General features: G+C 48.9%; 18 protein-coding genes. 11 read left to right on the top strand and 7 right to left on the bottom strand.

Annotation, left to right across the window (positions count from 1 at the left end; genetic code table 11):
- Nucleotides 1–6: 6 nt before the first annotated feature.
- Nucleotides 7–3,675 carry an NPCBM/NEW2 domain-containing protein gene (locus AC0YN3_RS28060; protein ID WP_475778206.1) on the top strand — a complete coding sequence of 1,223 codons (3,669 nt, stop codon included), beginning with the start codon at nucleotides 7–9 and terminating at the stop codon, nucleotides 3,673–3,675.
- A 194-nt stretch (nucleotides 3,676–3,869) separates the two neighbouring features.
- Here AC0YN3_RS28060 and AC0YN3_RS28055 read toward each other — a convergent pair whose 3' ends face one another.
- Together AC0YN3_RS28055 and AC0YN3_RS28050 are read right to left on the bottom strand one after the other, a co-directional pair.
- Nucleotides 3,870–4,685: an NAD(P)H-binding protein gene (locus AC0YN3_RS28055; RefSeq protein ID WP_475778205.1), complete on the bottom strand. Its 816-nt coding sequence runs from the start codon at nucleotides 4,683–4,685 to the stop codon at nucleotides 3,870–3,872.
- Between the two features lie 66 nt (nucleotides 4,686–4,751).
- Nucleotides 4,752–5,198 carry a MarR family winged helix-turn-helix transcriptional regulator gene (locus AC0YN3_RS28050; RefSeq protein ID WP_475778204.1) on the bottom strand — a complete coding sequence of 149 codons (447 nt, stop codon included), beginning with the start codon at nucleotides 5,196–5,198 and terminating at the stop codon, nucleotides 4,752–4,754.
- A 278-nt stretch (nucleotides 5,199–5,476) separates the two neighbouring features.
- Here AC0YN3_RS28050 and AC0YN3_RS28045 point away from each other — a divergent pair, with 278 nt between their 5' ends.
- The 6 genes from AC0YN3_RS28045 to AC0YN3_RS28020 all read left to right on the top strand — a co-directional run bounded on the left by AC0YN3_RS28045 (nucleotide 5,477) and on the right by AC0YN3_RS28020 (nucleotide 14,572).
- The gene (locus tag AC0YN3_RS28045; RefSeq protein WP_475778283.1) at nucleotides 5,477–6,442 is read left to right on the top strand and encodes an ABC transporter permease; all 966 of its coding nucleotides are present in this window, start codon (nucleotides 5,477–5,479) and stop codon (nucleotides 6,440–6,442) included.
- Entirely contained in the window at nucleotides 6,442–7,341 is a 900-nt protein-coding gene (locus AC0YN3_RS28040) for a carbohydrate ABC transporter permease (RefSeq protein WP_475778203.1), read from the top strand. Before AC0YN3_RS28045 ends, AC0YN3_RS28040 begins: the two co-directional genes overlap by 1 nt.
- Nucleotides 7,342–7,380: 39 nt before the next feature.
- Nucleotides 7,381–8,910: a type 2 periplasmic-binding domain-containing protein gene (locus AC0YN3_RS28035; protein WP_475778202.1), complete on the top strand. Its 1,530-nt coding sequence runs from the start codon at nucleotides 7,381–7,383 to the stop codon at nucleotides 8,908–8,910.
- 94 nt (nucleotides 8,911–9,004) lie between these two features.
- On the top strand, nucleotides 9,005–11,323 hold the full coding sequence (locus tag AC0YN3_RS28030) for an AraC family transcriptional regulator (protein WP_475778201.1): 2,319 nt from the start codon (nucleotides 9,005–9,007) through the stop codon (nucleotides 11,321–11,323).
- A gap of 11 nt (nucleotides 11,324–11,334) precedes the next feature.
- On the top strand, nucleotides 11,335–13,017 hold the full coding sequence (locus tag AC0YN3_RS28025; RefSeq protein WP_475778200.1) for a glycoside hydrolase family 2 protein: 1,683 nt from the start codon (nucleotides 11,335–11,337) through the stop codon (nucleotides 13,015–13,017).
- Between the two features lie 478 nt (nucleotides 13,018–13,495).
- Nucleotides 13,496–14,572 carry an SDR family oxidoreductase gene (locus AC0YN3_RS28020; RefSeq protein WP_475778199.1) on the top strand — a complete coding sequence of 359 codons (1,077 nt, stop codon included), beginning with the start codon at nucleotides 13,496–13,498 and terminating at the stop codon, nucleotides 14,570–14,572.
- A 65-nt stretch (nucleotides 14,573–14,637) separates the two neighbouring features.
- Here AC0YN3_RS28020 and AC0YN3_RS28015 read toward each other — a convergent pair whose 3' ends face one another.
- Both AC0YN3_RS28015 and AC0YN3_RS28010 read right to left on the bottom strand, forming a co-directional pair.
- Entirely contained in the window at nucleotides 14,638–15,012 is a 375-nt protein-coding gene (locus tag AC0YN3_RS28015) for a winged helix-turn-helix transcriptional regulator (RefSeq protein ID WP_475778198.1), read from the bottom strand.
- A gap of 139 nt (nucleotides 15,013–15,151) precedes the next feature.
- On the bottom strand, nucleotides 15,152–15,595 hold the full coding sequence (locus AC0YN3_RS28010; protein WP_475778197.1) for a VOC family protein: 444 nt from the start codon (nucleotides 15,593–15,595) through the stop codon (nucleotides 15,152–15,154).
- A gap of 58 nt (nucleotides 15,596–15,653) precedes the next feature.
- Here AC0YN3_RS28010 and AC0YN3_RS28005 point away from each other — a divergent pair, with 58 nt between their 5' ends.
- Nucleotides 15,654–16,502: a helix-turn-helix domain-containing protein gene (locus tag AC0YN3_RS28005; RefSeq protein WP_475778196.1), complete on the top strand. Its 849-nt coding sequence runs from the start codon at nucleotides 15,654–15,656 to the stop codon at nucleotides 16,500–16,502.
- Here the strand turns inward: AC0YN3_RS28005 and AC0YN3_RS28000 are convergent.
- Entirely contained in the window at nucleotides 16,490–17,065 is a 576-nt protein-coding gene (locus tag AC0YN3_RS28000; RefSeq protein WP_475778195.1) for a YdeI/OmpD-associated family protein, read from the bottom strand. The two genes, AC0YN3_RS28005 and AC0YN3_RS28000, sit on opposite strands and share 13 nt — an antisense overlap.
- Nucleotides 17,066–17,412: 347 nt before the next feature.
- Entirely contained in the window at nucleotides 17,413–18,420 is a 1,008-nt protein-coding gene (locus AC0YN3_RS27995) for an ABC transporter substrate-binding protein (protein WP_475778194.1), read from the bottom strand.
- A gap of 295 nt (nucleotides 18,421–18,715) precedes the next feature.
- On the opposite strand from AC0YN3_RS27995, the gene AC0YN3_RS27990 reads away from it, so the two are divergent.
- The 3 genes from AC0YN3_RS27990 to AC0YN3_RS27980 all read left to right on the top strand — a co-directional run bounded on the left by AC0YN3_RS27990 (nucleotide 18,716) and on the right by AC0YN3_RS27980 (nucleotide 23,602).
- Entirely contained in the window at nucleotides 18,716–19,495 is a 780-nt protein-coding gene (locus AC0YN3_RS27990) for a squalene/phytoene synthase family protein (protein WP_475778282.1), read from the top strand.
- A gap of 250 nt (nucleotides 19,496–19,745) precedes the next feature.
- A complete protein-coding gene (locus tag AC0YN3_RS27985) occupies nucleotides 19,746–20,189 on the top strand; it encodes a GNAT family N-acetyltransferase (RefSeq protein ID WP_475778193.1) in 444 nt (147 codons plus the stop codon).
- Nucleotides 20,190–20,791: 602 nt separating this feature from the next.
- On the top strand, nucleotides 20,792–23,602 hold the full coding sequence (locus tag AC0YN3_RS27980; RefSeq protein ID WP_475778192.1) for a cohesin domain-containing protein: 2,811 nt from the start codon (nucleotides 20,792–20,794) through the stop codon (nucleotides 23,600–23,602).
- Nucleotides 23,603–24,070: 468 nt separating this feature from the next.
- On the opposite strand, the gene spoVB is transcribed toward AC0YN3_RS27980, so the two are convergent.
- Nucleotides 24,071–25,621: a stage V sporulation protein B gene (gene spoVB / locus AC0YN3_RS27975; RefSeq protein WP_475778191.1), complete on the bottom strand. Its 1,551-nt coding sequence runs from the start codon at nucleotides 25,619–25,621 to the stop codon at nucleotides 24,071–24,073.
- Between the last annotated feature and the right edge of the window lie 258 nt (nucleotides 25,622–25,879).

Genomic DNA, 25,879 nt, shown 5'->3' with positions numbered 1-25,879 from the left:
TTTAAGATGAATTTTAAAACGATGAAATCGAAGCTGCTCGGTATTTCTTTATCTATTGCGTTGGTGCTTCCTATTATTCCGTTGCCAGGCGCTTTTGCTGCAAGTTTGAATGTAACCGCTTACGGTGCGAGCGGTTCGGATGGGGCAGACGATAAAACGGCTTTCCAGAACGCGATCAATGCCGCTGTTTCAGGAGATACGGTATATATACCTGCCGGAACTTATCATCTGAGCGGCGCGGTTACCGGTAAAACAGGCGTAAAGATCAAAGGTGAAAACCGCGATACGACCATTATTAAATCCACCTCTACCGGGCAAGAAAGAATGTTCAGCTTCTATAATCTATCGAATGTCGAAATCTCCGATCTGACGCTTGACGGCAACAGCAACAATTCCGTGTTGTCCGCGGTCGTATCCGAAGGCGGCAGCAATAACAAAATGAGCCAGCTGCGCGTAAAGGATTTTACCGCTTCGGCGGGATTTGGTCCGTTTGCCCTGTATGCGATCGGTTCGCCGAATATCGAGATTAGCGATAATATCATTACAAACATCGGCGTAAACTCGGCTTGGGGCGGTGCAGTAAGAGCGGGCTGGGGCTCTAACTACGCGAAAATACTCAATAACACGATCCATGATACCGGACGAGGCGGCATATTCGCGAATGACGGCTGCTTATACGTTGAGGTTCGCGGCAATAACATTACGGGAACGGGCCATCATACGGAAGGTCTCGGTATCGAGCTTCACACGGATTGCGATTATTCGCTTATCGAGGATAATCATGTCGATCACTGGATTAGCGCCGTACGCTCCAAATACATCGCGGTCCGCAACAATGTGGTTAAAGCAACCGACGGCTCGGTAGGATACATGGGTCTTGAGGTTATGGTCGAGCACGGCGTTACGACTGGCAACCTTGTAGACGGCGGACAGCAGGTCGGCATGCAGCAATCGCCGGGAACCGGCTACCAGTATTGGGGCTACAATACGATTCAGAATATGGTCATGTGGGGCATGCAGCTCCAAGGCGAAGGAACAGGACAAACAGAGCAATATCAATATTTTTATAAAAACACGTTCAAAGACGGACCGCGTGACAATCCGCAGGCTGCTTATGCCGGCTACGGCGGAAATGCCATCCGCGTTCACGGCAACTCGCAGAACCTGACGTTCGACAGCAATCAGATCATCAACAATGGCCGAAAAGGCATCGAAATTACGACGGCTTCTGGCGTTGACCGTTTAAGCTTCATTAATAACACGATTACGGGCAACACGGGAGAGTCCATTGACCAATACCCGTCAAGCGCCGCGAATCTCGAGTGGAGCGGAAATATCGTTAGCGGCAACGGCACGAATACGCAGCTCACAAGCCGCGGGTTCTCGAATCCGAAGCCGGTAGCAAACTTTACCGCACCGGTAACCGTTCAATTGGGATCACCGATTACGTTTACGAACACGTCGACGGACAACGGTTCTATTTCCGAGAATCTATGGGATTTCGGCGAAGGTGTTCCTAGCACGACGGTAAGCCCTAGCTACACGTACCAGAAAGCTGGTACATACCACGTTACTCTCGTGGTTTGGGATAACGAAGGAAGAGCAAGCTTGAAGGAGCAAACGGTTAACGTGAATGCAGGACCGCCGGATACAACGGCACCTAGCACACCGGCAAGCCTAGCTTCCCCATCGAAAACGGACGTATCCGTCAACCTGACATGGTCGGCTTCAACGGATAACGTAGGGGTATACGGCTACGAAGTTTACCGTAACGGCACGTTGATTGGCACAACAACAGGAGTTGGCAGCACGGCATATACCGCAGCAGGGTTGACGCCAAGCACGGCATATAGCTTCACGGTCAAAGCAAAGGATGCGGCAGGCAATCTTTCGGCAGCAAGCAATACGCTGAATGTCACTACGAATGCGCCAGACACGACGGCTCCATCGGTACCGGCAAACCTAGCGTCACCGTCCCATACGGACGTAAGCGTCAGCTTAACTTGGTCGCAATCTACCGATAATCTTGGCGTAACGGGCTATGAAATTTACCGCGGCGGCGTACTTGCTGGAACGACGACTGGCGTGGGCTCCACCAGCTTGACGGTTACTGGGCTTACACCAAGCACGGCATACAGCTTCACGGTAAAAGCGAAGGATGCGGCAGGCAATCTATCCGCAGCGAGCAGCGCCCTTAGCGTTACGACGAATGCTCCGGCAGTAAATACGTACATCAGTGATTTGACGTGGTCATCGGCAACAACGGGCTGGGGCAACGTACAAAAGGATAAGAGCAATGAGTCGCGTACCATTACATTGAACGGCGTTACTTATGCCAAAGGTATCGGCACGCATGCGATTTCAGAAATCACTTATAACTTAAACAGTAACTATTATCGTTTCCAATCCGATATTGGAGTGGACGATGAAGTGTTGGCCGTGAATAACGGCACCGTTACATTCGAGGTATGGCTGGACGGCGTCAAGGCGTACGACAGCGGAATCATGAACGCCAATACGGCAACGAAAAGCATCGATCTAGATGTGACGGGCGTCTCTGTGCTGAAGCTAGTCGCAGGGGATGCAGGCGACGGCACCGGTTACGATCATGCGGACTGGGCTAATGCTAGATTATCCTCCGCTTCCGGCGGAACACCGAATCCAGGCGATACGACAGCGCCAAGCACGCCGGCGAATTTAGCATCGCCAAGCAAGACAGCAACTAGCGTGAACCTGACATGGGGCGCGTCTACCGATAACGTTGCCGTAACCGGTTATAACGTCTATAACGGCAGCACCCTTGCTGGAACGACATCGGGAGCAAGCGCGACATCGATCACAATTTCGGGTTTGACAGCGAGCACGGCTTACACCTTCACGGTAAAAGCGAAGGATGCGGCCAACAACCTGTCCGCAGCAAGCAATTCGCTTAGCGTTACGACGAATGCTGCCGCAGGAGACACGACAGCACCAAGTGCGCCTGCCAACCTAGCATCTCCTAGCAAAACAGACACGAGCGTTAATCTGACTTGGAGCGCATCTACCGATAACGTCGGAGTGACGGGCTACAACGTTTACAACGGCAGTACCCTTGCAGGCACAACAACTGGAGCGAGCGCAACATCGATCACGGTGACAGGCCTGGCTGCAAGCACGGCATACACCTTCACGGTAAAAGCGAAGGATGCGGCAAACAACCTGTCCGCAGCAAGCAATGCGCTTAGCGTCACGACGAACGCCGGCTCTGGAGGCGGTACGGGCAACGGCTTGCTCGGGCAATATTATGCAGGCAACTTCGGAAGCTTGGAGATGGAGCGTACCGATGCCACGATCGATTTCGATTGGGGCGGTGACCGCCCGACCGTCAACGTTCCAGGGGAATGGTTCACGATTCGCTGGACAGGTAAAGTACAGCCGCAATATACGGAAACGTATACGTTCTACACGCATACGGATGACGGTGTGCGCCTTTGGATTAACGGCGTACAAGTCATTAACCAATGGCAGTCTATGAACGGTGAACTAAGCGCAACGGTTTCTCTTACTGCAGGAGTGAAATATGACATCAAGATGGAATATTTGGAGAATGGCGGAAACGCGCATGCATCACTCTCATGGTCAAGCGCTTCCCAATCGAAGCAAATTGTTCCGAATGCGAGATTGTTCCTGAACTAAATGGTAGCGGGCTTTCTCAACAGTCATTCTGAAATGGGCAGCTACCGCTAAGCATGCAACACAGGGTTGAACAAGAACCTTCACCTCCACTTTTATAGTGACGGTGAAGGTTCTTTGTGCCTGTTATGGGACTAACCTACTCGAGTTCATCGTATAGGGGGGAATTTTCACGTGGGCCATGCGATAGTCTGAGTTTAGTCGGTTTGAATGAAGGGTTTAATGCTATCTATTAAAGGGGTAACCGGCCTGCCTAGCAAGTTAACTAAATCATCCGAAGTAGAAGAGGTGTCGATTTTCCGTAAGAAGGGATAGATCCAATGCTGTAGTTCTGGATCTGGATGAAGGGAGATCGTTTTTCCTGTCAGCTTCTGCAAAACGGCAGCCAGCTGATGAAAGGTCCAAGCTGCTGGAGCAGCAAGCTCATAGGTTTTATTCGCGTGTCCGTCTCCGATAAGAACGGCTGCAGCCGCGACTGCGAGATCCTCGCGCACTGCTGAGTTGAACGACCATTCCCCCGGCGGGTAACGAAGCTGCCCCGTCGCGATAGCTTCATGCAGCCCAAGCGAAAGGGCAAAGTCAGTATAGAGTGCATTTCGCAGGAAGGTGTAAGGGATGCCGGATTCCACTACTGCTTGCTCTGTAGCCAAATGAAGCTGCGTCAGTGAGATTGCAGCTTCACCGATAAACGCAAAGCTCGTATAGGCTAAATATTGTACGCCTGCTTTTTTGGCCGCATCAATGACATGCTGATGCTGGCGAAGCCGAACGGCATCATCCTGATTCGAGCTGGAGATGAGCAGGAGCTTGGTAATCCCTGAGAAGGCTTGATCTAACGATACCGGCTGATCATAGTCGGCATATCGAACGTGTATGCCTTTCTCGGCATAGTCAGCCGCATTCGCCGGTTGACGAACGCAGGCGACGATATGCTCCGCGGGCATGAAACGGATAAGCTCATCTATAAGGAGTCGACCCAATTGTCCGTTCGCGCCTGTAATGGCTATTGTCATAAGTCCTCATCCTTTTCTCTTCGGGCCATGTAGTTAAGTCCTGAACCATATTGGCAGAAAGCCCCGTCAGGGCTTATTTAATTTAGACAGCAAACTCAGCAGCATGGCTAATTCCTGTTCATTCAGTTTGCTCATTTTGTCCGTAATGCCTGCCCGGTTCTCTGGCAAATGGTTCAACAAAAGCGTTTGTCCCTCAGGCGTAATGGAAATGATGGTTTTTCTGCCGTCACTGGGATGGCTCGCTCTGTGTATAAAGCCTTCATTCTCAAGCGGAGCAAGCAGCAGCGTAATGTTGGATTTGGTAACGCCAATTTTCTGGGCAAGCATGGAGGGCAGAATCGAGCCGCCTTCCTTCATGATTTCGACCAGGATACGAATTCTTGCGCCGTTTTGCCCTTTGGAATGCCAGTATTTCTCCGAGACATCCACCAGCTTGGCGGTTGCTTCCACCAATGAGAAAAAAACCTGTGTGGGCAGAGGCAAATCATGTACGTAATCTTGAAGGTCTTTCATCGTATTTCTATCACCGCCGATAAGTAGTTAAGTCCTTAACTAAAATAAAGTTACTACGCAAGGATAGATTCTGTCAAGCCATCTTCTAATATAACGGGTTTAGATTTGAAATCATCTTTAATTTATCCTTTAACAAGATTTTGTTAGCTCATTTAAGTCGTTTTGCAAGTATTTGTTAAAGCGTTCAAGCTGTGTCAGGCCTATAGTAGAGGAAGTTGCCGAGCACCAAACCATAGCAGTCAAGCAGATAGAGGAGTGGCTAACCAGTGAATACGAACATGGAGTTTGTTCAACCGCAGAAGGAAGCAGCAAGCTTAGGGCATCGCTTAAGAGCTAGGCTTAGGAATGAAGGCAAGCTGCTGCGCAGAGATTTATTTTTGTATCTATTAGTATTTCCCGGGCTATTATATTTCCTAATTTTTAAGTATATCCCGATGTGGGGAGTGCTCATTGCCTTTCAGGAGTATTCCCCGTATCTCGGTTTCCTTCACAGTGAGTGGGTAGGAATGGAGCACTTCCAGCGATTATTCGCAAATCCTGAATTTTACCGAATATTCAGAAATACGATGGCGATTAATGCTTTAAGCCTAATCTTCTTCTTCCCATTGCCGATCTTGCTTTCTTTAATGATGAACGAGTTGAGGTTGCAATGGTTCAAAAAGACGATTCAATCGATCGTTTATTTGCCTCATTTCTTGTCATGGGTAGTCATTGTAGGCATGAGCTTTCTTATGCTTTCGCAATCGGAAGGGGTTATTAATCAGCTGCTTGCTGCGTTCGGGCATGAGAAAGTCGATTTTCTGACCAATCCTGATTATTTCTGGGTACTGCTTACATTGCAGTCGATCTGGAAGGAAGTGGGGTGGGGAACGGTTCTGTTTCTGGCAGCGATCGCAAGCGTGGACACGCAGCAATATGAAGCGGCGAAGCTGGACGGAGCAGGCAGATTGCGCCAAATGTGGCATGTCACTTTGCCTGCAATCCGCAACGTAATTATCATTCTATTGATTCTTCGTATCGGCCATATCATGGACGTGGGCTTCGAGCAGGTATACCTCATGATGAATGGCGCAGTGTCGGAGGTTGCCGAGGTGTTCGATACCTATGTCTATCGAGTAGGCATCCTGCAAGCCCAATTCAGCTACAGTACGGCAGTCGGGCTGTTTAAATCCTTTATCGGTGTGGCGTTGGTCATATTTGCGAATTGGCTTGCGAAAAAATTCGGCGAGGAGGGCGTGTATTAATGAGCAAGGTTTACAAAACGGCGATTCGGGAAAGCGGCTTTGACCGTGCCTTTGGCGCTATAAACGTAACTATTCTGCTGCTGGTAGGCGCTTTATGCTTGTTCCCGTTCTATTATGTTTTCGTCATTTCGTTCACGACGCCGGAAGAGTACCGCCAAGGAGGCTTGCTGCTATTCCCGAAAACGTGGACGCTCGTTTCCTACGAGTATTTGCTGTCAACCTCGACGTTTTTGAGGGCAACGGGCATCAGTGCGTTTCTGGCGGTCGTTGGTACGTTGTGCAGCTTGATCATTACCTCTTCCTTGTCCTATGGTCTTTCGCGTAAGCGAATGAGGGGCAGGAAACCGCTCATGTTTCTTATCCTGTTGACTACGCTGTTTAATCCAGGCATTATTCCGGGCTATTTAGTCGTAAAAGAGCTCGGAATGATTGACAGTCTATGGTCGCTAATCATACCGGTTATAACAAGCGGTTGGTATGTTCTGCTAATGAAGGGTTTTTTCGATTCAATTCCCGTCGGCTTGGAGGAGGCTGCACGCATTGACGGCTGCAACGACATGAGCGTATGGTTCCGCATCATTCTCCCGCTTTCGCTGCCTTCGCTCGCCGCATTTGGTTTATTTTACGCCGTTTCGTATTGGAATACGTTTTTTAATGCGGTGCTGTTCATTAACGATACAGCCAAATGGCCGCTGCAGATATTGCTGCAAAACATGCTGATCGATTCCTCAACGGCGATGGGAGGGGCGGCTGCCAGCGATACCGGCATGGCAAGCATCCCGTCTGAAACGAAAAAAATGGCGGCTGTCATCATATCCACCATTCCTATTCTTCTGGTATATCCATTCCTGCAGAAGCATTTTGCAAAAGGGGCCATGGTTGGCTCTGTCAAGGAATGAGAGATATAATAAAAAGACCGATCAGGGAGGCAAAAGGTAATGATTAGAAAGAGAAATTGGTTTGCGGGTTTAACGGCTTTGCTAGCTTTAACGCTCGTCATATCCGGCTGCGGGGACAATGGCAACGCAGCTCAGAACAACAAGGGCAGTGAGGGAGCAGACAAGGGTCCGACTGATTTGAGCGTGCTGACGATCTATTATCAGAAGGAACCGCCGGCGCCAGACAACCGGATTTTGAAGGAAGTCGAAAAGCGCACGAATACGAAGCTGGACATCACGTGGGTAACGCCAAACAATTTCAATGAAAAGGTAAACGTAACGCTTGCTTCCGGAAAGCTCCCGGATCTCATGCTTGTTACGGACACGAGTAATGCCGCATTTCAGAACATGGCCAAGCAGGGCGCGTTTTGGGATTTAACGGAGCTGATCAAGGATTATCCGAATCTAATGAAATTTCCAACGATTACGTTTACAAACAACCTAGTTGAAGGAAAGCTTTATGGCGTGCCGCGCGTCCGGCCAACTGAAGGGAATGCCCAGCCGCTGATACGGACGGATTGGCTAGAGAAGCTGAACCTGGCAGTTCCAACGACGATGGATGAATTATATGCGGTTATGAAAGCATTCAAAGACAATGCTCCTGACGGCCAAAAGGATACAGTAGGATTGTCCGGTTACGTCAATCAAGCCGATATGGGTCAGTTTACTTTTATTCAGGAAGCATTTACGGGTACGGGCGGCAAGTATAAAGCCGTTGACGGCAAGCTCGTCGATATGACGTTTGACCCATCCATGCGTGACGCGCTGGAATGGCTGAAGAAAGCATACGATGAAAGTCTCATTCCGAAGGACTTTGCCTTGCTTAAGCATGATCAAGCCAAGGACTTAGTGTATGCTGGCAAAGCGGGCATTTTTCCGGATAAACCGAATCAAATACCAACGATGGTCAAAGAGCTTCAAGCTGCCGGCAAAGCGGATGCCGATTTGGAATGGACACCTTATTTGGAAGGGAATAACGGAAAGTATGCAGCAAAGGGAACCGGCCATTTCGGGATGTTCGTCATTTCGAAAAGCGTTAAAGAGGAGAAAGTTAAAAAGCTGCTTGCATTCCTCGATTACGGTGCGTCCGATGAAGGGCATGAGCTTGCTGCATATGGCATGGAAGGCGAGGATTTTACTAAAGAAGGCGATGATTATGTGCTGACTGAGGCCGCTACTAACGATCTGAGCTTCCAGTTTATGCAGAACATATTTATGAAATATGATAAATACGGGAATTTGGGTACTGGCTTGCCTGCGGATAAGCTGAAACATGAAAGAACACTGATTGATCAAGCTGCAGATGCGAGCGTATCAAACCCTGCATCGGGATTAATTACGGAGACGGGTTCGAAGCTAGGCAGCGATTATGATAAAAAGATTCAAGACTTGAAAACAAAGATCATTATGGGCAAAGCCACGCTTGAGGATTGGGATGCTTTCACAGCTGAGCTCCAAGCGGATCAAACCTATCAACAAATCATTGCAGAAATGAATGCAGCTTATCAAGCAAGAAATAACACAAAATAATGACAGCGCCCTCAACTGCTCCCCGGAGAAGCTGAGGGTATGCTGCATTTGGTTGCCAGGAATGCAAAATGGAACTGTTTTCGGGGGTATGAAATTGAGCAAGAGATGGACGTTGCGGGCCAAAATGGGGATGCTGCGGGGGGAATATTTTCGCAAAAGCTTAGTGCTCGTCCTGCTGATTACATGTATTCCTTCCATTATTATCGCGGCGAGCAACTATGTGATCGGCAAAAACGAAATCGAGAAGCAGGTATTCAAGACACATACGCTCCGGATTGCGCAATTTGCCGATATGATGAATAGTCAGTTCGACCAGATTTCCATCGTAATGAGCCGTTGGTCGAACAATCCGATGTTCGGGAGTTATTTGGAAAATTATACATTTCTGGACCATATCGATGAAGTCCAGGAGCTTATGCAGACGATGACGGTCGTAGGCAGCTCAAGCCTGCTTGTGAACGATGCGTATTTGTTTCTAAACGAGCAGCAGGCGCTTTTGTCGGCAGATGGCATTGAATACTTGGAGCCGAGCAGCTTAAAGGCTTATCACGATGACCTTAGTCAAAACACAGGTTTGTTCTTATCGTATAACCTTGCGATTAGTGCTCGGGGCAATATATCGCCGGTCTCGATTATCTTTAAGCTGCCTTGGCATTCCAAGCATCCGTTTGGGGCATTTGTCCTTGCGATCAATCCGGCTGAAATCGAAAGAAACGTAGCTTATTTGCAGGCGGGCGATAAAGGAACGTCATTTCTGCTGCAAAGGACGGGACAGTTTGTACTTGAGCCCTCTGCGGGCCAAGCGGGGTTGTCGGCTGCTTTGAAGCAGCATGTGCTTGAGCATCATCCCGATCAGGGAACGTTCGCCTTCAAATGGAAAAAAGAAACGTATATCGTCTCGTTTGGCGAGGTTGAGCTTGCTGGATGGACCTACGTAACCGCAACGCCTTTAAGCGAATTGACGGAACCAGTCGTCGTCTCGTCTAGATGGATTTTAATATGCAGCCTTGCTGGCTTGCTGCTTGCCTTGCTGCTGTCATGGTATGCGTCGCTTCGGCTATACAAGCCAATTGGAAGGCTGCTCGCATTGCTTGGCACGGATAAAAACGGTGAGCCTGCCGCAGAGCGCGAAATGGAGTTTTTGGAACAGAAATGGATGACGGTCATGAATGAAACGAGAACGTTAAAGGAGAGGCTACAGCAATCGGTGCCGTCCCTGCGCGAGGGATTTCTGCTACAGCTTGTGCAAGGCCATTTGTATGCGAGCAATGAAGCGAGCTTGAGGCAAAGAATGGATCAACTAGGTTGGCCATCCGAGGATCGGCAATTCTCACTGCTCTTAATTCAATTATCGGGCCTTCATGAAAACGGAGCTCGGTTTCGGGAAGATGACCGGCAGCTTATCTCTTTCGCAGCGGGCAACATCTCCGAAGAGCTGGCTTCGAGCAGAGGCATCGAAGCGAATCTCATTAATTTCCAGGACATGTCCGTCGGCCTGCTGTGCGCAGCCAGCATCCATATGGCCGCGAAGGAACGCAAGGACATGCTGCAGGATATATCGCAGGCTTTAATCTCAACGCTTTCGGATGTGCTAAGGCTTCGCGTAACGGTTATCATTTGTAGATGGTCAGATGAGATCGGCCGCATTCCTGAGCTTCTGGAGCAGACGAGGCAAGCGATCAGCTACCGTGCCTTGCAGGAAACCCACCAGATTATCGCTATGGAGGATCTTATCCCGCTGCCACTAAACGATGCGCAGTATCCATTCGTACAAGAAAAGGAGCTGCTGCATGTTATGCGCCTTGGTCTGACCGAGGAATCGGCCTTGCTTTTTACGGATTATATGAATGAGCTGGAGCGGATCAGCATGCGTGAGCTGAGCGTTCGGCAAGGGCTTTTGCAGCTGCTTGGGAGCGTAAGACATATGCTCATTGAGCTCGGTTTCGTGTCACATCCGCTGTTCAAGGAAGGGAATTTGTATGGCGATCTGTTGGCGTTGCCGGATATACTCGCCATGCGCGGGTGGTTTATGGACAAAATCATTACTCCGTACTTGGATGAGTTCAACCAAGCGCAAAATATAGGCGCTAGACGTGTTGTTGAAGAGGCGGTCCAGTTGCTGAAAAATGAATATATGCGGGATATATCGCTTGAAGAATGCTCGGAGCGGTGCCATACGAGTCCATTTATGCTGAGCAGATCGTTCAAGCAAGTGACAGGCTTTCATTACATCGATTACATTATGCGGCTTAGAATCGACAAAGCAAAGGAGCTTATTTCAACAACGCCGCTGAAAATCAATGAAATTGCGGATAGCGTCGGGTACCAGCATTCGTATTTCAATAAAGTTTTTAAAGGCGAAACAGGCATGACCCCTACCGAATACCGGAAAAAATACAGCCATATCGAATAGGAGAATAGCCAATGACTAGACTTTTCCAAACAAACGAGCTTCGAGAGGTGCAATCGCTGGACGGCAGCTGGGATTTCGTAACAATCGGCGAAGGTGAGGTGAGGTTGAACCAGCTTACTTATACGAATACGCTTATTGTTCCAGGCTGCTGGGAGATGCACCCCGATTTTTTGACCTATAGAGGAAGAGGCGCCTATCGGAAGCGAATTAGCCTAAAGAAAAAAACATCGCTTCGCTTCGTATTCAAAGGCGTGAGCCACACTGGGCATGTCTATTTGGACGGACAGATTCTGACGGAGCATTATAACGCTTATACTGCATTTGATGCCATTGCAAGGGACGTTGAGCCAGGCGATCATGAGCTTATCGTCATCGCAGACAATCGGTTCGGTCCTGATTCCTCACTTCATATTCCGAATGATTATTATACGTATGGCGGGATTAACAGACCCGTTACAATGGAGCAGCTAGACGAGCTTTATATCGAGAGGATCGCATTCACGCCGATCTGGGAGGATGGGAAGTGGAAAGCACGCATTCAAGGCTTTGTCCGTCATTTGCGCGAAGGCGGTCATTCCTATCACTTGCGAATCGAGCTTTGCGGCAGGAAGCTTGAGCTGGACACAAGTTCGCCAATCGAAGCAGGCATTACCAGAATGGAAGGTACGTTTGATTTTAACGAAGCGCAAGCTTGGTCACAGGAAAGTCCGGTTCTATATGAGCTGAAGTCGCAGCTTGTAGTGGACGATGTTGTTGTCGATGATCTGATCGAGCGTGTCGGATTCCGAGTCGTGACAACCGAAAAGGGGAAAATACAGCTTAACGGCAAGGATATTGTATTTAAAGGGGTTAATCGGCATGAAGACCATCCGATGGTCGGTTCGGCTTTGCCGCTTCAGCTAATGGCGTTAGATGCTGATTTGATAACAAATATGGGCTGCAATTCGGTTCGGACAAGCCATTATCCAAACGATGAGCGGTTTCTAGACTTATGTGATGAACGAGGCATTCTTGTGTGGGAGGAGAATCACGCGAGAGGGCTTAGTCTGAGCCAAATGAAAAACCCGAATTTTCACTGGCAATGCAAGCAGGTAAACCGCGAAATGGTGGAGCAGCATTACAACCACCCATCCATCGTCATTTGGGCGATCCTAAATGAATGTGCGAGCGATACCCCGGAGGGACGGGAAATGTATAAGGAGCAGCTGGAGCAAATTCGAGGGCTTGATGGCAGCCGTCCGCTTACCTTCGCATCCCATCATAGGGACAAGGAGCTTTGTTTTGATTTGGCGGATATCGTTTCCTTTAATTTATATCCGGGTTGGTATGGGGATGAAGATCCAGGCGAGCTCTGCGATCTTGCCAGAGAATGGGCAGACGCAAGCGGCGGTTTAGGTAAACCGATGATCATGAGCGAGTTTGGCGGTGACGGCTATTACGGACATCGCGATGCCAGCAGGGTGCGCGGAACGGAAGAGCGTCAATCCGATATTATTGAAGCCAATTTATCCGCTTATACGTCGAGAGAACATATTTCCGGCATGTTCATCTGGCAATATTGCGATTGCAGGGTCACTGAAGGAACGGATTGGCTCATTACGAGAGCGGGTACGCAAAATAGCAAAGGAATCGTTGACCGTTACCGGAGGCCGAAGCTGGCTTATGCGGCCGTGCAGAAATATTTTAAAAGGTAATCGGCATAGTTTTATTTCATATCTACGTTTACCGTTCCATGGGACAAAGCATTAACGTCAAGGGGTCTTATTTTTCCGAGCGACCCGCTAACATTCAAAGCAGATGATTGCATTCATGCATGAGGCATGCAGGCAATGAGCAATCACATGATCTGTACCGCGGATTTATCGCCGGATTCCTTGAAGGGACTTGAATCCGCTATCATTTTTAGGCTGATTTTCGAGGATTGATCGGTAGAACACGCTTCAGCAAAACCATGCAAACAGAAGCTGGATAAGCGATAAAAGGGTACCTTTATACTGGACACTATGAAAATAGTGTTTAGCGAAAGGGTACCCTTTTCAATGATTAGAATAAACAAATTTATGCCTTAGATTACTTTCAAGTAACTATATAACTCCAAAGTGCGTACTTTTTATTCCTCCCCGCAGCATGCACAATGAGGTGGAGACCATAACGGATGAGGAGAGAAAACGTATGAAGGTACAGGAAAAGCTGCCGCGCAAAACGGCACTCGTCGTTGGAGCCAACGGAGTTATCGGGAGGAATCTGATCGATTATCTCGAGCAGCTTCCAGAGTGGGATATTATCGGCTTATCGCGGCGTGGCGGAGACGCGAGAGGTAATGGGAGAACGCGGTACGAAGCTGTCGATCTGCTAAATGAGAGTGATACGCGCGAGAAGCTCGGCCGATTGACGGAAGTCACCCATATCTTTTACGCTGCTTATCAAGACCGACCAACTTGGGCCGAGCTGGTTGCCCCAAACCTCTCCATGCTCGTCAACGTCGTCGATGCAATCGAACAGGCCGCGTCTAGCCTTCAGCACGTCAGCCTAATGCAGGGCTACAAAGTATACGGCGCACACCTGGGTCCATTCAAGACACCCGCCCGTGAAACGGACGCCTACCATATGCCGCCGGAGTTTAATGTCGACCAACAGCAGTTCCTCGAGCAGCGGCAACGGGGAAGCAGCTGGACCTGGTCTGCGCTCCGGCCTTCCGTTGTATGCGGGTACGCACTTGGCAATCCCATGAATCTGGCAATGGTAATTGCCATCTATGCGTCCATTTCGAAAGAGCTTGGTCTGCCGCTTCGGTTTCCCGGCAAGCCGGGTGCCTATAACAGCCTGCTTGAAATGACCGATGCCGGCTTGCTGGCCAAAGCCACCGTCTGGGCAGCCACGGATGACCGCTGCGCCAATCAAGCGTTCAACATCACGAATGGCGACTTGTTCCGATGGAATGAGCTTTGGCCTAAGATTGCCGCAAGCTTTGGCATTGAGACCGCGCCTCCCCTGCACATGTCATTGGACGTAGTTATGGCCGATAAAGAGGAGTTATGGAAGAAGATGGTGAAGAAGCATGGATTAGTGGATAACGCCTATAAGGACGTTTCCTCCTGGCGGTTTGGGGACTTTGTCTTTTCCTGGGATTATGATTTTTTTGCAGACGGCATGAAGGCTCGCCGTTTCGGCTTTCATGAATTTATGGATACGGAAGCCATGTTTTTGAATATCTTTGAGGATTTGCGGCAGCGTAAGGTCATTCCATGAACCATTGCTGCTTACAACGAAACCGGCCGCTGGCATCCAGCGACCGGTTTCTATTATCTAGCGAATTAATTTTCATTCGATCGAGGCGCTCCAGACAAAATTTTGATCTTATCGCCATAAGCGCGCTCGGCATGCCGATCACCCCATCTGCACATGAGATGAAGAATCTCTTTTAGGCTCCAGCCGTACTCCGTCAGCTCATACTCGACCTTAGGCGGGACTTGATTGTATGAAATTCGGTTAATGATTCCATCATCTGCCAGTTCCTTCAACTGCTGGGTAAGCACTTTTTGCGTTACCGCAGGCAGCAAGCTACGCAGCTCGCCGTTGCGTTTCTTGCCGAATGTTAGATGGAAAAGTATAACCTGCTTCCATTTGCCACCGATGACCTCGAGCGTTACCTCGACTGCCGTATTGTATGTTTTCCCCGGTTCCAGCATAGGTTCACATCGCCTCCCTGACCTCTACGATATCGTCTTAATCCTACGGGCGCAAGTATCGCCAATACCGCATTCGTTCGAGTTAGCCGTTGTTGCTCCGATTGAGCGAAGTAAGCCGGGTTATGGAAGGGGGTCACGTTTATTCGCCCTGCACCTGCTGCATGGCACTCCATACATCCCGATAATGCGGGCTGTGAATCAAGCCGATAATGTTGCCGAACGGATCCACCACCGACGCCGTGAACCAATTCACGCCTCGCTCGGTCAGCGGTTCGTATTCCGTGGCGCCGAGCTCTTTCAACTTCTCGAGCATGCCGGCTACGTCATCCACGTGCCAGTAAAGCGTCGCGCCACCCGCCCCAGCCATATTAGCCGCCGAGGGCGCGTACTTTTTATCGATAATGCCGAGCTCGTTCTGATAATCGCCGATCCGGTACTCGATATACGCAGGAGTTTTCGGATTCGGGGCTTGAAAATAGGGCTCCGCTCCGAGAAGCTTCGAATACCAAGCTTTCGCTTCATTCACGTCCTCCGCCCAGAAGCTAACGTTGGCCATTCCTCGTAAAGTCATTGCGTTCGTCATTGTTCATTTCTCCTTTAAATGTTAAATTGGATGGAATATACCGATTGTAGGTGATGTCATGGGTACCGTTTTACAAAAATCCGCATCCGGCTACAAATCCCTCGGGCAACTGGATCCCGCCGGGTTCGCGCAACGCATCGCGTTCGATACGTATCAGCCGCCAGACGGCTTAACGCCGTTCGTCCTCCATTTCTGGACGATTCAATGGAACAACACGCAGGGCCAGCCCTACATTTCCGAACAGGTCATGCACCGCCCTTACGTGGACGTATTCGTTTCCATGCCGGAGTCTGGCATCCAGTGCACGTACCGGAATCGGCGAGACTACGAAGCGGCTGACAGCGGTCGCATTATCGGCGCAAGGCTTCATCCCGGCGCGTTCCATGCATTCTGGAACGGATCGCTGGCGGGTCTGCACAATGGGACGATCGCTTTGCGGGACATGTTCGAAGAAGCCGATCAGGCTTTCGTTGAACGCACGGTTTCCCTGGACGATGCCGCTGCCGTAGGCGCGCTGGCCGATCTCTTGCAAGACCGAAACCCGCAAGACGACCCTCAAATCGCAATCGTGAGCCGCGTTATCGAGGCCATCGAAAAGGATGGCATGCAGACCGTGAAGGAAGTGGCGCAATGGTCCGGCATGAGCGAGAGGTGGCTCCAGCAGCTATTCCAGGAATACGTCGGCATCGGGATCAAGTGGCAGCTTCAAAGGAATAAACTGCTGGAAGCGGCTTCGTCCATTCGCAAATGCGAGGCCCCTAATTGGGCGGATATCGCTTACCAACTCGGATACAGCAGCCAGCAGCACTTCATCTCAGACTTCAAGCGCGTTCTAGGCAAGACGCCGGCGCAATACAAAAGAGAACTCCGCGACACTGCAACGATCATGCGCGATCAAGATAAATGAGCCTCTTCCAGCTTAGCGATCGCTTTCCGCAGACGAGTCGATCGAACGTCTGACGTGGCTGCTTTCAGGATAGGCAGGAACAAGGCATATTGGGCTGTCTTGTCGAGCTTGTGGAATGACTGTTTCGCTTGCGTATGCTCCTCTAGCGCGGCCGCGAGATCCGGTGGAATCGCCGCCGTCTTCTGCGATTCGTACGCGGCATTCCATCGCCCGTCTGCCTTCGCAAGGCGAATCTCCGCGTATCCTGGCTCCTTCATTTGTCCGGTCTCGATCAACTGCTCCGCTTTCTTCACGTTGACCAAAGACCAAGGGCTCTTCGAGCGCCGCGGAGAATAGCGTTGCAAATAATATCGCTCGTCGAATGACCGCCGGTGACTGTCGATCCAGCCATAACAAAGCGCGCTATCGAGCGCCTCCTGAATCGTGATCGACGTGATTCCCGAGCCTTTTTTGGCAATTCGAAGCCATGCCTCGCCTTGCCGGCCGCAATGAGCCGCCAGCCATGACTCCCACTCCTTGGCGTTGTTGAAATCGATAAAATCCATTGCATCCGATGTAGCCATTTGTCGCATGCCCCTTTCCTGCTCGTTTCGTTATTCATCTGTCTACCCTCAGGATACCAACATTCATGCACGGCGTATTACAAAAAACCGCAGCGCACGGCGAAACATCAACAAGCCGCCGAAATCGAGAGCGCGGAGTGATCATACTAAGATTTGCAGCAGAACAGGGCGAATTGTGAGGAGAAATAAACCGCTATATTCGTTTTGGCAGTCACCACCGAAATCAAAGGGGAATAAAAAAAGATGACTCCTGTTCAACATCAGGAATCATCTCTTAAGCGTGGCTTAACATTCATTTTTAGAAGCGCGGCCAGTTACGAGCGACCGCGATAGCTTCTATCTTATATTTATTTCACGGAGAGCAAGCTTTCCGTAATGAATTTAAATTGCGCTTCGAACGTAACCGGATCATTGTACGTGTCTGCTTCCGCATTCAATTGGAATACGTTACCTGCTTTGACCGCAGGGAGGGCTTTCCAAATGGCGTTGTCATACACGATTTGGGGATCGCTGGTATCACCAGACCATGGCGAAGTGAAGATAATGTCCCCTGAGAACTCTGGAAGTTTCTCGAGTGAAATAGAAGCCCAGCCAGTTCCGCTGTCTATCGCTTCCTTTTGTGCCTCAGGCGGAGCCTTGAGGTCGAATTCACCATAAATGATATCGCCTCCGCGGCCGTAGTTATGACCAAAAACATAAAGTCCTTTCGCATAAGGATTTAGAATCGAAACGGTTTTGTCGCCAACAGCGGCTTGAATTTGCGGTTTTATATCGCTGATTTTTTTCTCCCATTGCTCAACCCATGCTTCGGCTTCCGTTTCTTTGCCTGTGAGCTTACCGAAGTCGAGCATTTGTTCTTTATAGTCTTTTTTTCCATATTCGATAGCGACTACAGGGGCGATCTCCTCCAGCTTTTCAATGCCCTCCGTACCATTAAAGACAATGATGAGGTCAGGATTCAGTGAAAGGATTTTCTCGGGAGTCGGTACATCGCCCAAGTTCTCGACGCCGTCGAGCATTCCTTCAAAGTAAGGATTGTTCATTGCATTTTCCTGGATGCCAACCGGAGTGGCTCCAAGCTGCAAAAAATAACCGGTATAGAATGCGGTCGTGTCGACGATCCGCTTCGGATTTTTGGGAACTTGTATGTCTCCGTTGCCAGCTTGGAACGTAAACGTCTCGCCATCACTTGCGGGTTCAGCTTCAGCCGTTGAAGCAGGGGCAGGAGAGGAGGTATTCTCTGTAGCGGTGCTCTCTGACGCGTTATTCTTGGCTGCTTGTCCGCAAGCCCCGAGTAGCAAGGAAAGCATTAAGGTGAGGACGAGCAACGGGTAAAATGATTTGGACTTTTGCAATGAAATTCCACTCCCAATTCTTTGATATTGATAATCGTTATCAATATAGCATGGCGTTAGCGGGTTGGCAATGCTTTTTATGAATTATTTAATCAGGCTTGGCATAATGCAACAGATAGAATATGGCTGTTTTTTGTATTTGAGGCGTATTTATGATACAAATCTATGTGGAATGGGTAGTATATTGCTGTAACGGTGCACATCCAAATACATGTATGGTATGATAGAAGTAACGATTAAAACAGGCCAAAAGCAAAGCTGCCATAATGAAGGAGTTTTTATCTTGAATGATGCGATGATCATGTTGAAGAAAACGAGTCGAACTTTTTATATTCCCATCAGCCGATTGAAAGCAAGTTTGAAAGAAGCCGTCGCATCCGCCTATCTATGCATGAGGGCAATTGATGAAATTGAAGATCACGAGACGATATCCGACGATTTGAAAGTCGACTTGCTGCAGGGCATTCATGAAGCGTTTCAGTCTGCGGACGTTATAAACGAATCTCAGAAGGTGCTTGCCCCTTACGGTGACGTGCTTGCGGACGTGACCATGCGAATTCATGAATGGGCTCAGCTTTGCCCGCCAACAGTCAATGAAGTCGTTTATCGCCATATTGCCAAAATGTCCAAGCAAATGTCGGAATGGGTCCATGTCAGTTGGATCATTAAAACAGAAGAGGACTTGGACAACTATACGTATAGCGTAGCAGGCATGGTCGGCGAGATGCTATCGGAGATTTGGCTATGGTTCGACGGCACGAAGACCGATCAGCACAAAGCAGTCGCTTTTGGCAGAGGACTGCAAGCCGTTAATATTCTACGCAACCGCACGGAAGATTTGGAACGGGGCGTAGACTTTTATCCGGATGGCTGGGGATCGAAGGAAATGATCAAATACACGCGTCGCAATTTAAAAATCGCTGATTCCTATATTGCGGACTTAAAGGGCGGTCCTGCTCTTGATTTCTGCAAAATTCCTTTAACGCTTGCTCATGCTACGGTCAACCTGATTGCCGCTGGCGGAAACAAGCTTACAAGGGATGCTGTTATGAAGCTAGTCGGCAGCATCAATTAATAACGGAATAGAACCCGCGAGGCTTAATGAAATGCACCCCTTATAGTAGACATTGGAAAAGCCCATATGGGGAAACCGATGATACTTTAGGGGGTTTTTTTATGAGGAAAAGAGAACAAATGAATAAATTGTAGTCAGATGAAAGGAGGAAAGAAGCGGTACGCTACGAGGAGTTATCGGATCTTTATCGAGTGAACCTACTATGTGATTTGCTTAAAATTAAAAAGAATATAAGCGTAAGGAGTAGATTATGGAATATCAAGTCTGGGAAATCCACATAACAGATTATCCAGACATATACTTATTGAATCGAGATTTTAACCCCAATCTCTCAAGCTTTACCGAAGAAAAAGTCAAAGAAAAAATTGAAATCATAACTCGGGAGACAAAAGATAAGATTTTTGTATTCGAACTCAACAAGGAGATTGTTGGATATATCCATGGAAGTCGCTATGAGTTGCTTTTTGCCGATCCTTTGATCAATGTTTTAGGCTTTGTAGTAAAAGAATGCTACAGAAATCAAGGTATTGGCAGCAAGCTAATAAATGTTTTAGAGCACTGGGCGCGGGAAAAGGGGTATTCCGGCATAAAGCTGTTGTCGCATCCGAGCCGCGAGCAAGCACATAGATTTTACCGCAAAAGGGGATACCGTTTTACGAAGGATCAGAAAAATTTTATTAAGCCTTTTAATTAGCATCAAATGAAAACTGAAGCATTTCTGGCATCGCCTGTAACGGCTAGGAGCTTTGACAAAGCGGTTGTCCCATAACGGAACAGCCGTTTTTTTGTATGTAAAGAACATATTAAAGCGCTTTCAAAAAAAGTAAACAACGGGTAAGCAAGTAAAGAGTTGCCCATTGTTGCCCATAGATCTATTACATATAATGAAAGCGTATACAATGGGAGCTCCTGGAAGACTATTTTAATTTAGGGGAAATTCACGCATGGAAAAACACGGGAGAAGCCGAGCGTCGAAGGGCTAACGATTCTGTTGCTTGCTTGGCCTTACGATTACTGCCTGCTCGAGCGGCAATGAGACGCCAGATAGGACCGCCAAACCGACGGGGACAACCCAAATCGGGACCTAGAACAACGAGGGCACCACGAATACGGATGAGGCGACGAATGATGGCCCGTTAGGCAAATACGACGATCCGCCGATCGAGGTATCATTCGTACGTCATCAAAGCGACGTGGGGGGGTGATTAAGTTGGTTTTCTTTTTGTAGGCAATAATCATGTCGTCAAATTGCAATGAAAGGGAAAGAGACTAGGAATAAGAGAGGAGTTGTAGGTAATGCGTAAAATAAGATTAGTGGTGGCTCTCTTGGTTTGCTACATTATGGTATCAGGTTTCAACCTACCCCAGACCAAGGCGGAGGCAGCGCCGGAACCAAACGACACGTGGAGGCAGGTCGACCCTGCTGATGTCCAGATTGGCAGAAGCTATCTCATCGTGTCCGAGCACGGCGCGCTTGCAAACGCTCAAGCGACAATCAACACACCCGGCGACGTCACCGGCGACACTCAGATTGGCATGGCGTCTAAGCCCGTGACGATTGAAGAGGGCTTAATCACATCCGAAGTGACGGACGACATGATCTGGCAGTTTGGCCTTGGCGCAAACACTGCGGCGGCATCCGGCGGTCTTGGCGAAGGCCCGGGCTACTATGTATTGAACAACGCTCCCGGCGCAGGCGGAGGCACGGAACCACTGAGAAGGGAATCCAGCTTCAACGCGCAGCATGCGCCCCTCAACACGAACGGCGCAGCCATCAATGGCAACCAGCAGAGCCTGTTGCTGCATGTTCTGGATGAAAAAGAAGACACAGTGTCCCTGTACATTTGGGGCGGGAACAACCAGTTTAACTTTGCCCTGACGAGTACGGAGGACGGCTTCACCGCAAAGAGCAAGGCGACGAGCACGACGAGCGCGGCTCAGCTGCTTGAGCAGATGCAGGAGTCACCGTCATTGCGGCTGTATGAACCGAACGTGACCGTCGGCGTTCAGCACTATGTCATGGCGTCATCCGGCGAGAACGGAAGTATAAGCCCGTCCTCCCTGGCAGGCCATGTATGGGTTAACGATGGCGAAGACGTGACCTTCACGTTAAACCCTGCATTCGGCTTTGAAGTGGATAAGGTCACGGTTAACGACGAAGAAGTGGCTGTTACAGACAACACATACACAATAAACAACGTCACCGCAAGCGGCACAAGCATCCACGTGACATTCAAGCCTATTTCAAACGCAGCGGATTTACCGTTCACAGTGTATAACGACATATTCTCTGTCGGCAACGTCACTACAGCGGCGATCATTGACCTTGGCGAAGGCAACGCGGCAAACCTTGCCGACCTGAGCGCCGACATGTTCACGGCGGCCGCCAGGAACACAAGGCTTGATGGCTCGACCGTGATTTTCGACGGCTTGCGCAATATCACCAGAGTATATGTAAACAATGCTCCCGAGCCGCTTGGCTATACTTCGCCCGCACCGGGATCCGATGACCTCGTAACAGATATACCCGCGAGCGGACGCTACATCATCGTTGAATTTGAGTTCTGGAATGCCAATGGCTATACATCCGGCGCAATGGTTTCGGGCACCTTGCAAAACGCATTCTCGGCGCTCCTCAATTACCGCGTCAACGTGGATCGTGAGATCAAGCTGACAGACGGCACTACCATAACCCCGAGTTTCACTCAGGCAGCAGTAGTAAACCCGACGCTCGACAAGTTTGTCCCAGACAAAACCAATCCGGACGGTACAGGCAGCATGGACATCCTGATTTCGATCGACGAGTCCTGGGAAGAACTCGGACCTCTCCCGCTTTTCATCTACAACCATGGCGGCGGCCGCGGCGGCCCTTCGGGGGACTACTTTGCACCTATGCAAACAGCGAACGGTGCAGCCGTGCTTTCCAAGCGCCAACTGGAGAACCCCGGCATGTACAACGCGCACATCATAGCTACGCAGAACCATTCGAACAATCAGGCCAACAACGAGGCCCTTATGACATACGTGGAGAAACTGGCCGCTGAGGGCAAGGTGGATTTGAGCCGTATCTACATGTCCGGCTTCTCGATGGGCAGCATGTACACAATCGGTTTCTATAACCGCAATCCTGAGTTCCTCGCTGCAATCGTTCCGCTTGCAGGGGGCACCTTGCCAACCGTGGAACAGCTTACAGCGAACCCCGAGCTCACAAAAACTGCCCTATGGGCGCATACACATAAGAATGACGGCGCTGGTAATGCATGGACACAGTATTTCTCAACAGGCGCTGGCGCCAGCGGCTTATATTCAGAAGCCAACGTGAATGTTCTGGAAACCAACCAGGCCTTTAATTTCCCGTACTACGGCTTTGACTGGACGCCGCATGAAACCGAAGCCCAAGTGTTCAGCAACCTTCTCGGCCAATCAAATGCCAGCTTTAGGTATGGCGCAAGCCAAGAAGAGTACGGAGATAAGAACATCTTTGATTGGATGTTCGCGCAGTATAGAAACAAGACTACTAGCTCAAGCACTTTGTCTGGTCCAGCTTTAGTGCAGTTTGGTGATACATTCGATGTGACCTACGGTCTTGAAAGCTTAAAACAGGAAGTGTATGCACAAGACATTACAATCGAATACGACGCTAATAAGCTAGAGCTTGTTGGTCAGCCAGTATCCGTGGATTCTGGGAAGTTTGTTATCGTAGGCACAGACAGCCAAGAAGGAAGCATTCGAATTTTGGGCACTCATTTGAATGACAGCGTAAATAATCCGAATCAGAAGCTCTTTAAGCTTAGCTTCAAGGCAAAGAACACAGCTGGTATTGCGGATATCGCAGTAACGCTTGTCGTGCTTGCAGACGGCGAGGGAGTAGAGGCGGATATTGATGGAGCTACGCATTCAGTTGAGATTCGCAAACCTGTGGTACCAGGTGACGTCAACGATGACGACAGAGTAAGCGTTGGTGACTTGGCTCTAGTTGCGAAAGCTTATGGCAAATCTTCAGATAGCCCAGATTGGAATCAAGTGAAGAAATACGATATTAATAATGATGGAACAATCGACATTGAAGACCTTGCCGCATTGGCTCGTCACATTCTGACTAAGTAATTGAGGTATGTGAAACGCCCCCTCTACTGGAAAGAGGGGGCGAATCAATATTTAAACGCCTTAACGAAACTTTCAATACCTAGCTAGTGGCCATGCATGGCGCAAAAAAAAGAATCCGCAGAGAAAATCTACGGATTCTATGAAACGTAGGTCGGCGACTCTGGTATGGGTGCCCTTACTTAATTGTCGTTAAATGGAAAGTAAACTTTTTTATTAATCATACGAATGGAGTAAAATGTATGATTTAATGATGGTAATCTTAAGGTCATAGCGTTATGTTAACGGGCAACAATAGTTCATTGAAACAGCGACAGACTATTTTCGCATCCTTGGCTATCGCTGTTTCAATTTCTGAGGCCAGGTTAAAAATTATTTTGTGAAGTTTGACATTATTACGATAGAGAATCCACTCGGAATAAAGATACCCAGTCTAATACTTTATTTTGTTTCGGCAATTACCGCTTTTTCTTACCATGGAATTGAAAATCTATGACGTGTGCTTTTCCAATTCAACGTACCGGTCACGACTAGAGCAGCCAAATAAATAAACAAGGAACAGATGATTGAAATGGTTACGCACCATAACTGCAGCATACCATGGCTGGATAGATGGTTATAGGTCAAGTGCCCGCATATTGCCATTAGCATCATGCAGATCCCAACCTTAATATAAGGACGAATACTCCCATAAAACCCGATCGAACTCGAGATGGAAAAAAAGTTCAATAATGTTTGCATCAGTATGCCAATTCCGATGCCGTACGCAACACCAACGATTCCTGTTTGACTGCCTAACACAAAGACTGAGACACCCTTGATTACAGTGGCTAATACGTAATTCCATAATGCAGCTTTCGCACGGCCGAGGCCAAGCAGAATTGCATGAAGTGGGGCGTCGAAATAATGCAGAAAAAACATAGGTGCAAGTATTTTTAAAAGCAGTCCTGCTTCTGGCGCATTATAGACTTGTGTCGTTAGTGGAGTTGCCCATTCGTACAGGATAACTGTCGCTGGCGCACCGATTAGAAGTCCTAATATCATAGCCTGATTCATCCTCTTATGTATGAGCAGACTATTCTTGTTCGCCGTGGCCTCACTAATCGCGGGAATAAGAGCGGTGGATAAGGATTGCGTGATGAAGCTTGGCATGAACAATAGCGGAAACACATAGCCGGCCAGTAGTCCGAATTGCTTTGTGGCTAAAGCTGTTCCTATGCCGTACAGGCCCAGGCTGGTTGTAATAAGAAGCGGCTGGAACGCGTTGTATAACGAGTGAATGATACCGTGGCCAGTCGTCGGAAGTCCGATTTGCAGAAGCTCGCCGAGTGTGCTTCTTCCATGTTTCAGATGGCTCGCCCAAGTCTCGCCCGATACCTTAGATTCACCATATAGTTTATAGCTTGTCATCAGAAATAAGAGGCTTATCGCTTCGCTTACTACAGAGGCAGCCATAGCGCCAGCAGCTGCATAAGCAATTCCGTAAGGCAGTAATAGGTGTACCAGCGCTAGCACACAAGCGATTTGAACCGTATGCTCCAGCACATCAGAAGCAGCAATGGTCTTCATCTGCTGCATGCCTCGGAAATAACCCTTTAATACAGCTGAAACTGCGATAATCGGCGCGATCGGCGTGATCGCTAGCATGGCGTAATAAGCCCGCTGATCACTTAACAGAATAGACGCGATCCACTCTGATCCAAGTAACGATATGGTCGTGAGAGCTACGCTCAAGACGCTAGTGACAGCGAGCGAGACATACAGAATGCGCCTTACTTTCATCCGTTCGCCGCGAACTTGGGCCTCTGCGACCAACTTTGAAATTGCCACCGGCAATCCAAGCTCAGTAATCGTAATAACGAGCGGGACAAGCGGATGCGCCATCATCAAGATGCCGATTCCCTCTGCGCCTAGTACGCGAGCAATATACATGCCGCTGATAAAACCGAGAATACGGTTGATGAAAGCAGCAACTGACAAAACCAAAGTACCTCTCATAAACGAGTGCCCGAGTTGTGACATGACTTGTGTCCTCCTGTTAATCGAATACATAAATGTATTCAAAAATTGGAAAAGCATGCGAACAAGCTCTTCACGCTAGTCAGGTACCGTTGGTGATATCAGGAAGAACCAGGTGTGTACTAGTCTAGGTAAATAAGTTGTAGACTCAGAAAACCAGCTAATAGTTGTCAAGCTGCAGTGTGTAATATGTTTTGAAAACTGCTATACTGTTTTTTAAACACAACAAATAAACCTTCATTGGCGTGAAGGTTTATGGAT

Source organism: Paenibacillus sp. J22R232 (genome assembly GCF_056269165.1).
Note: the sequence above shows the minus strand (reverse complement) of the source record. Positions and strands in the feature narration are given on the sequence as shown.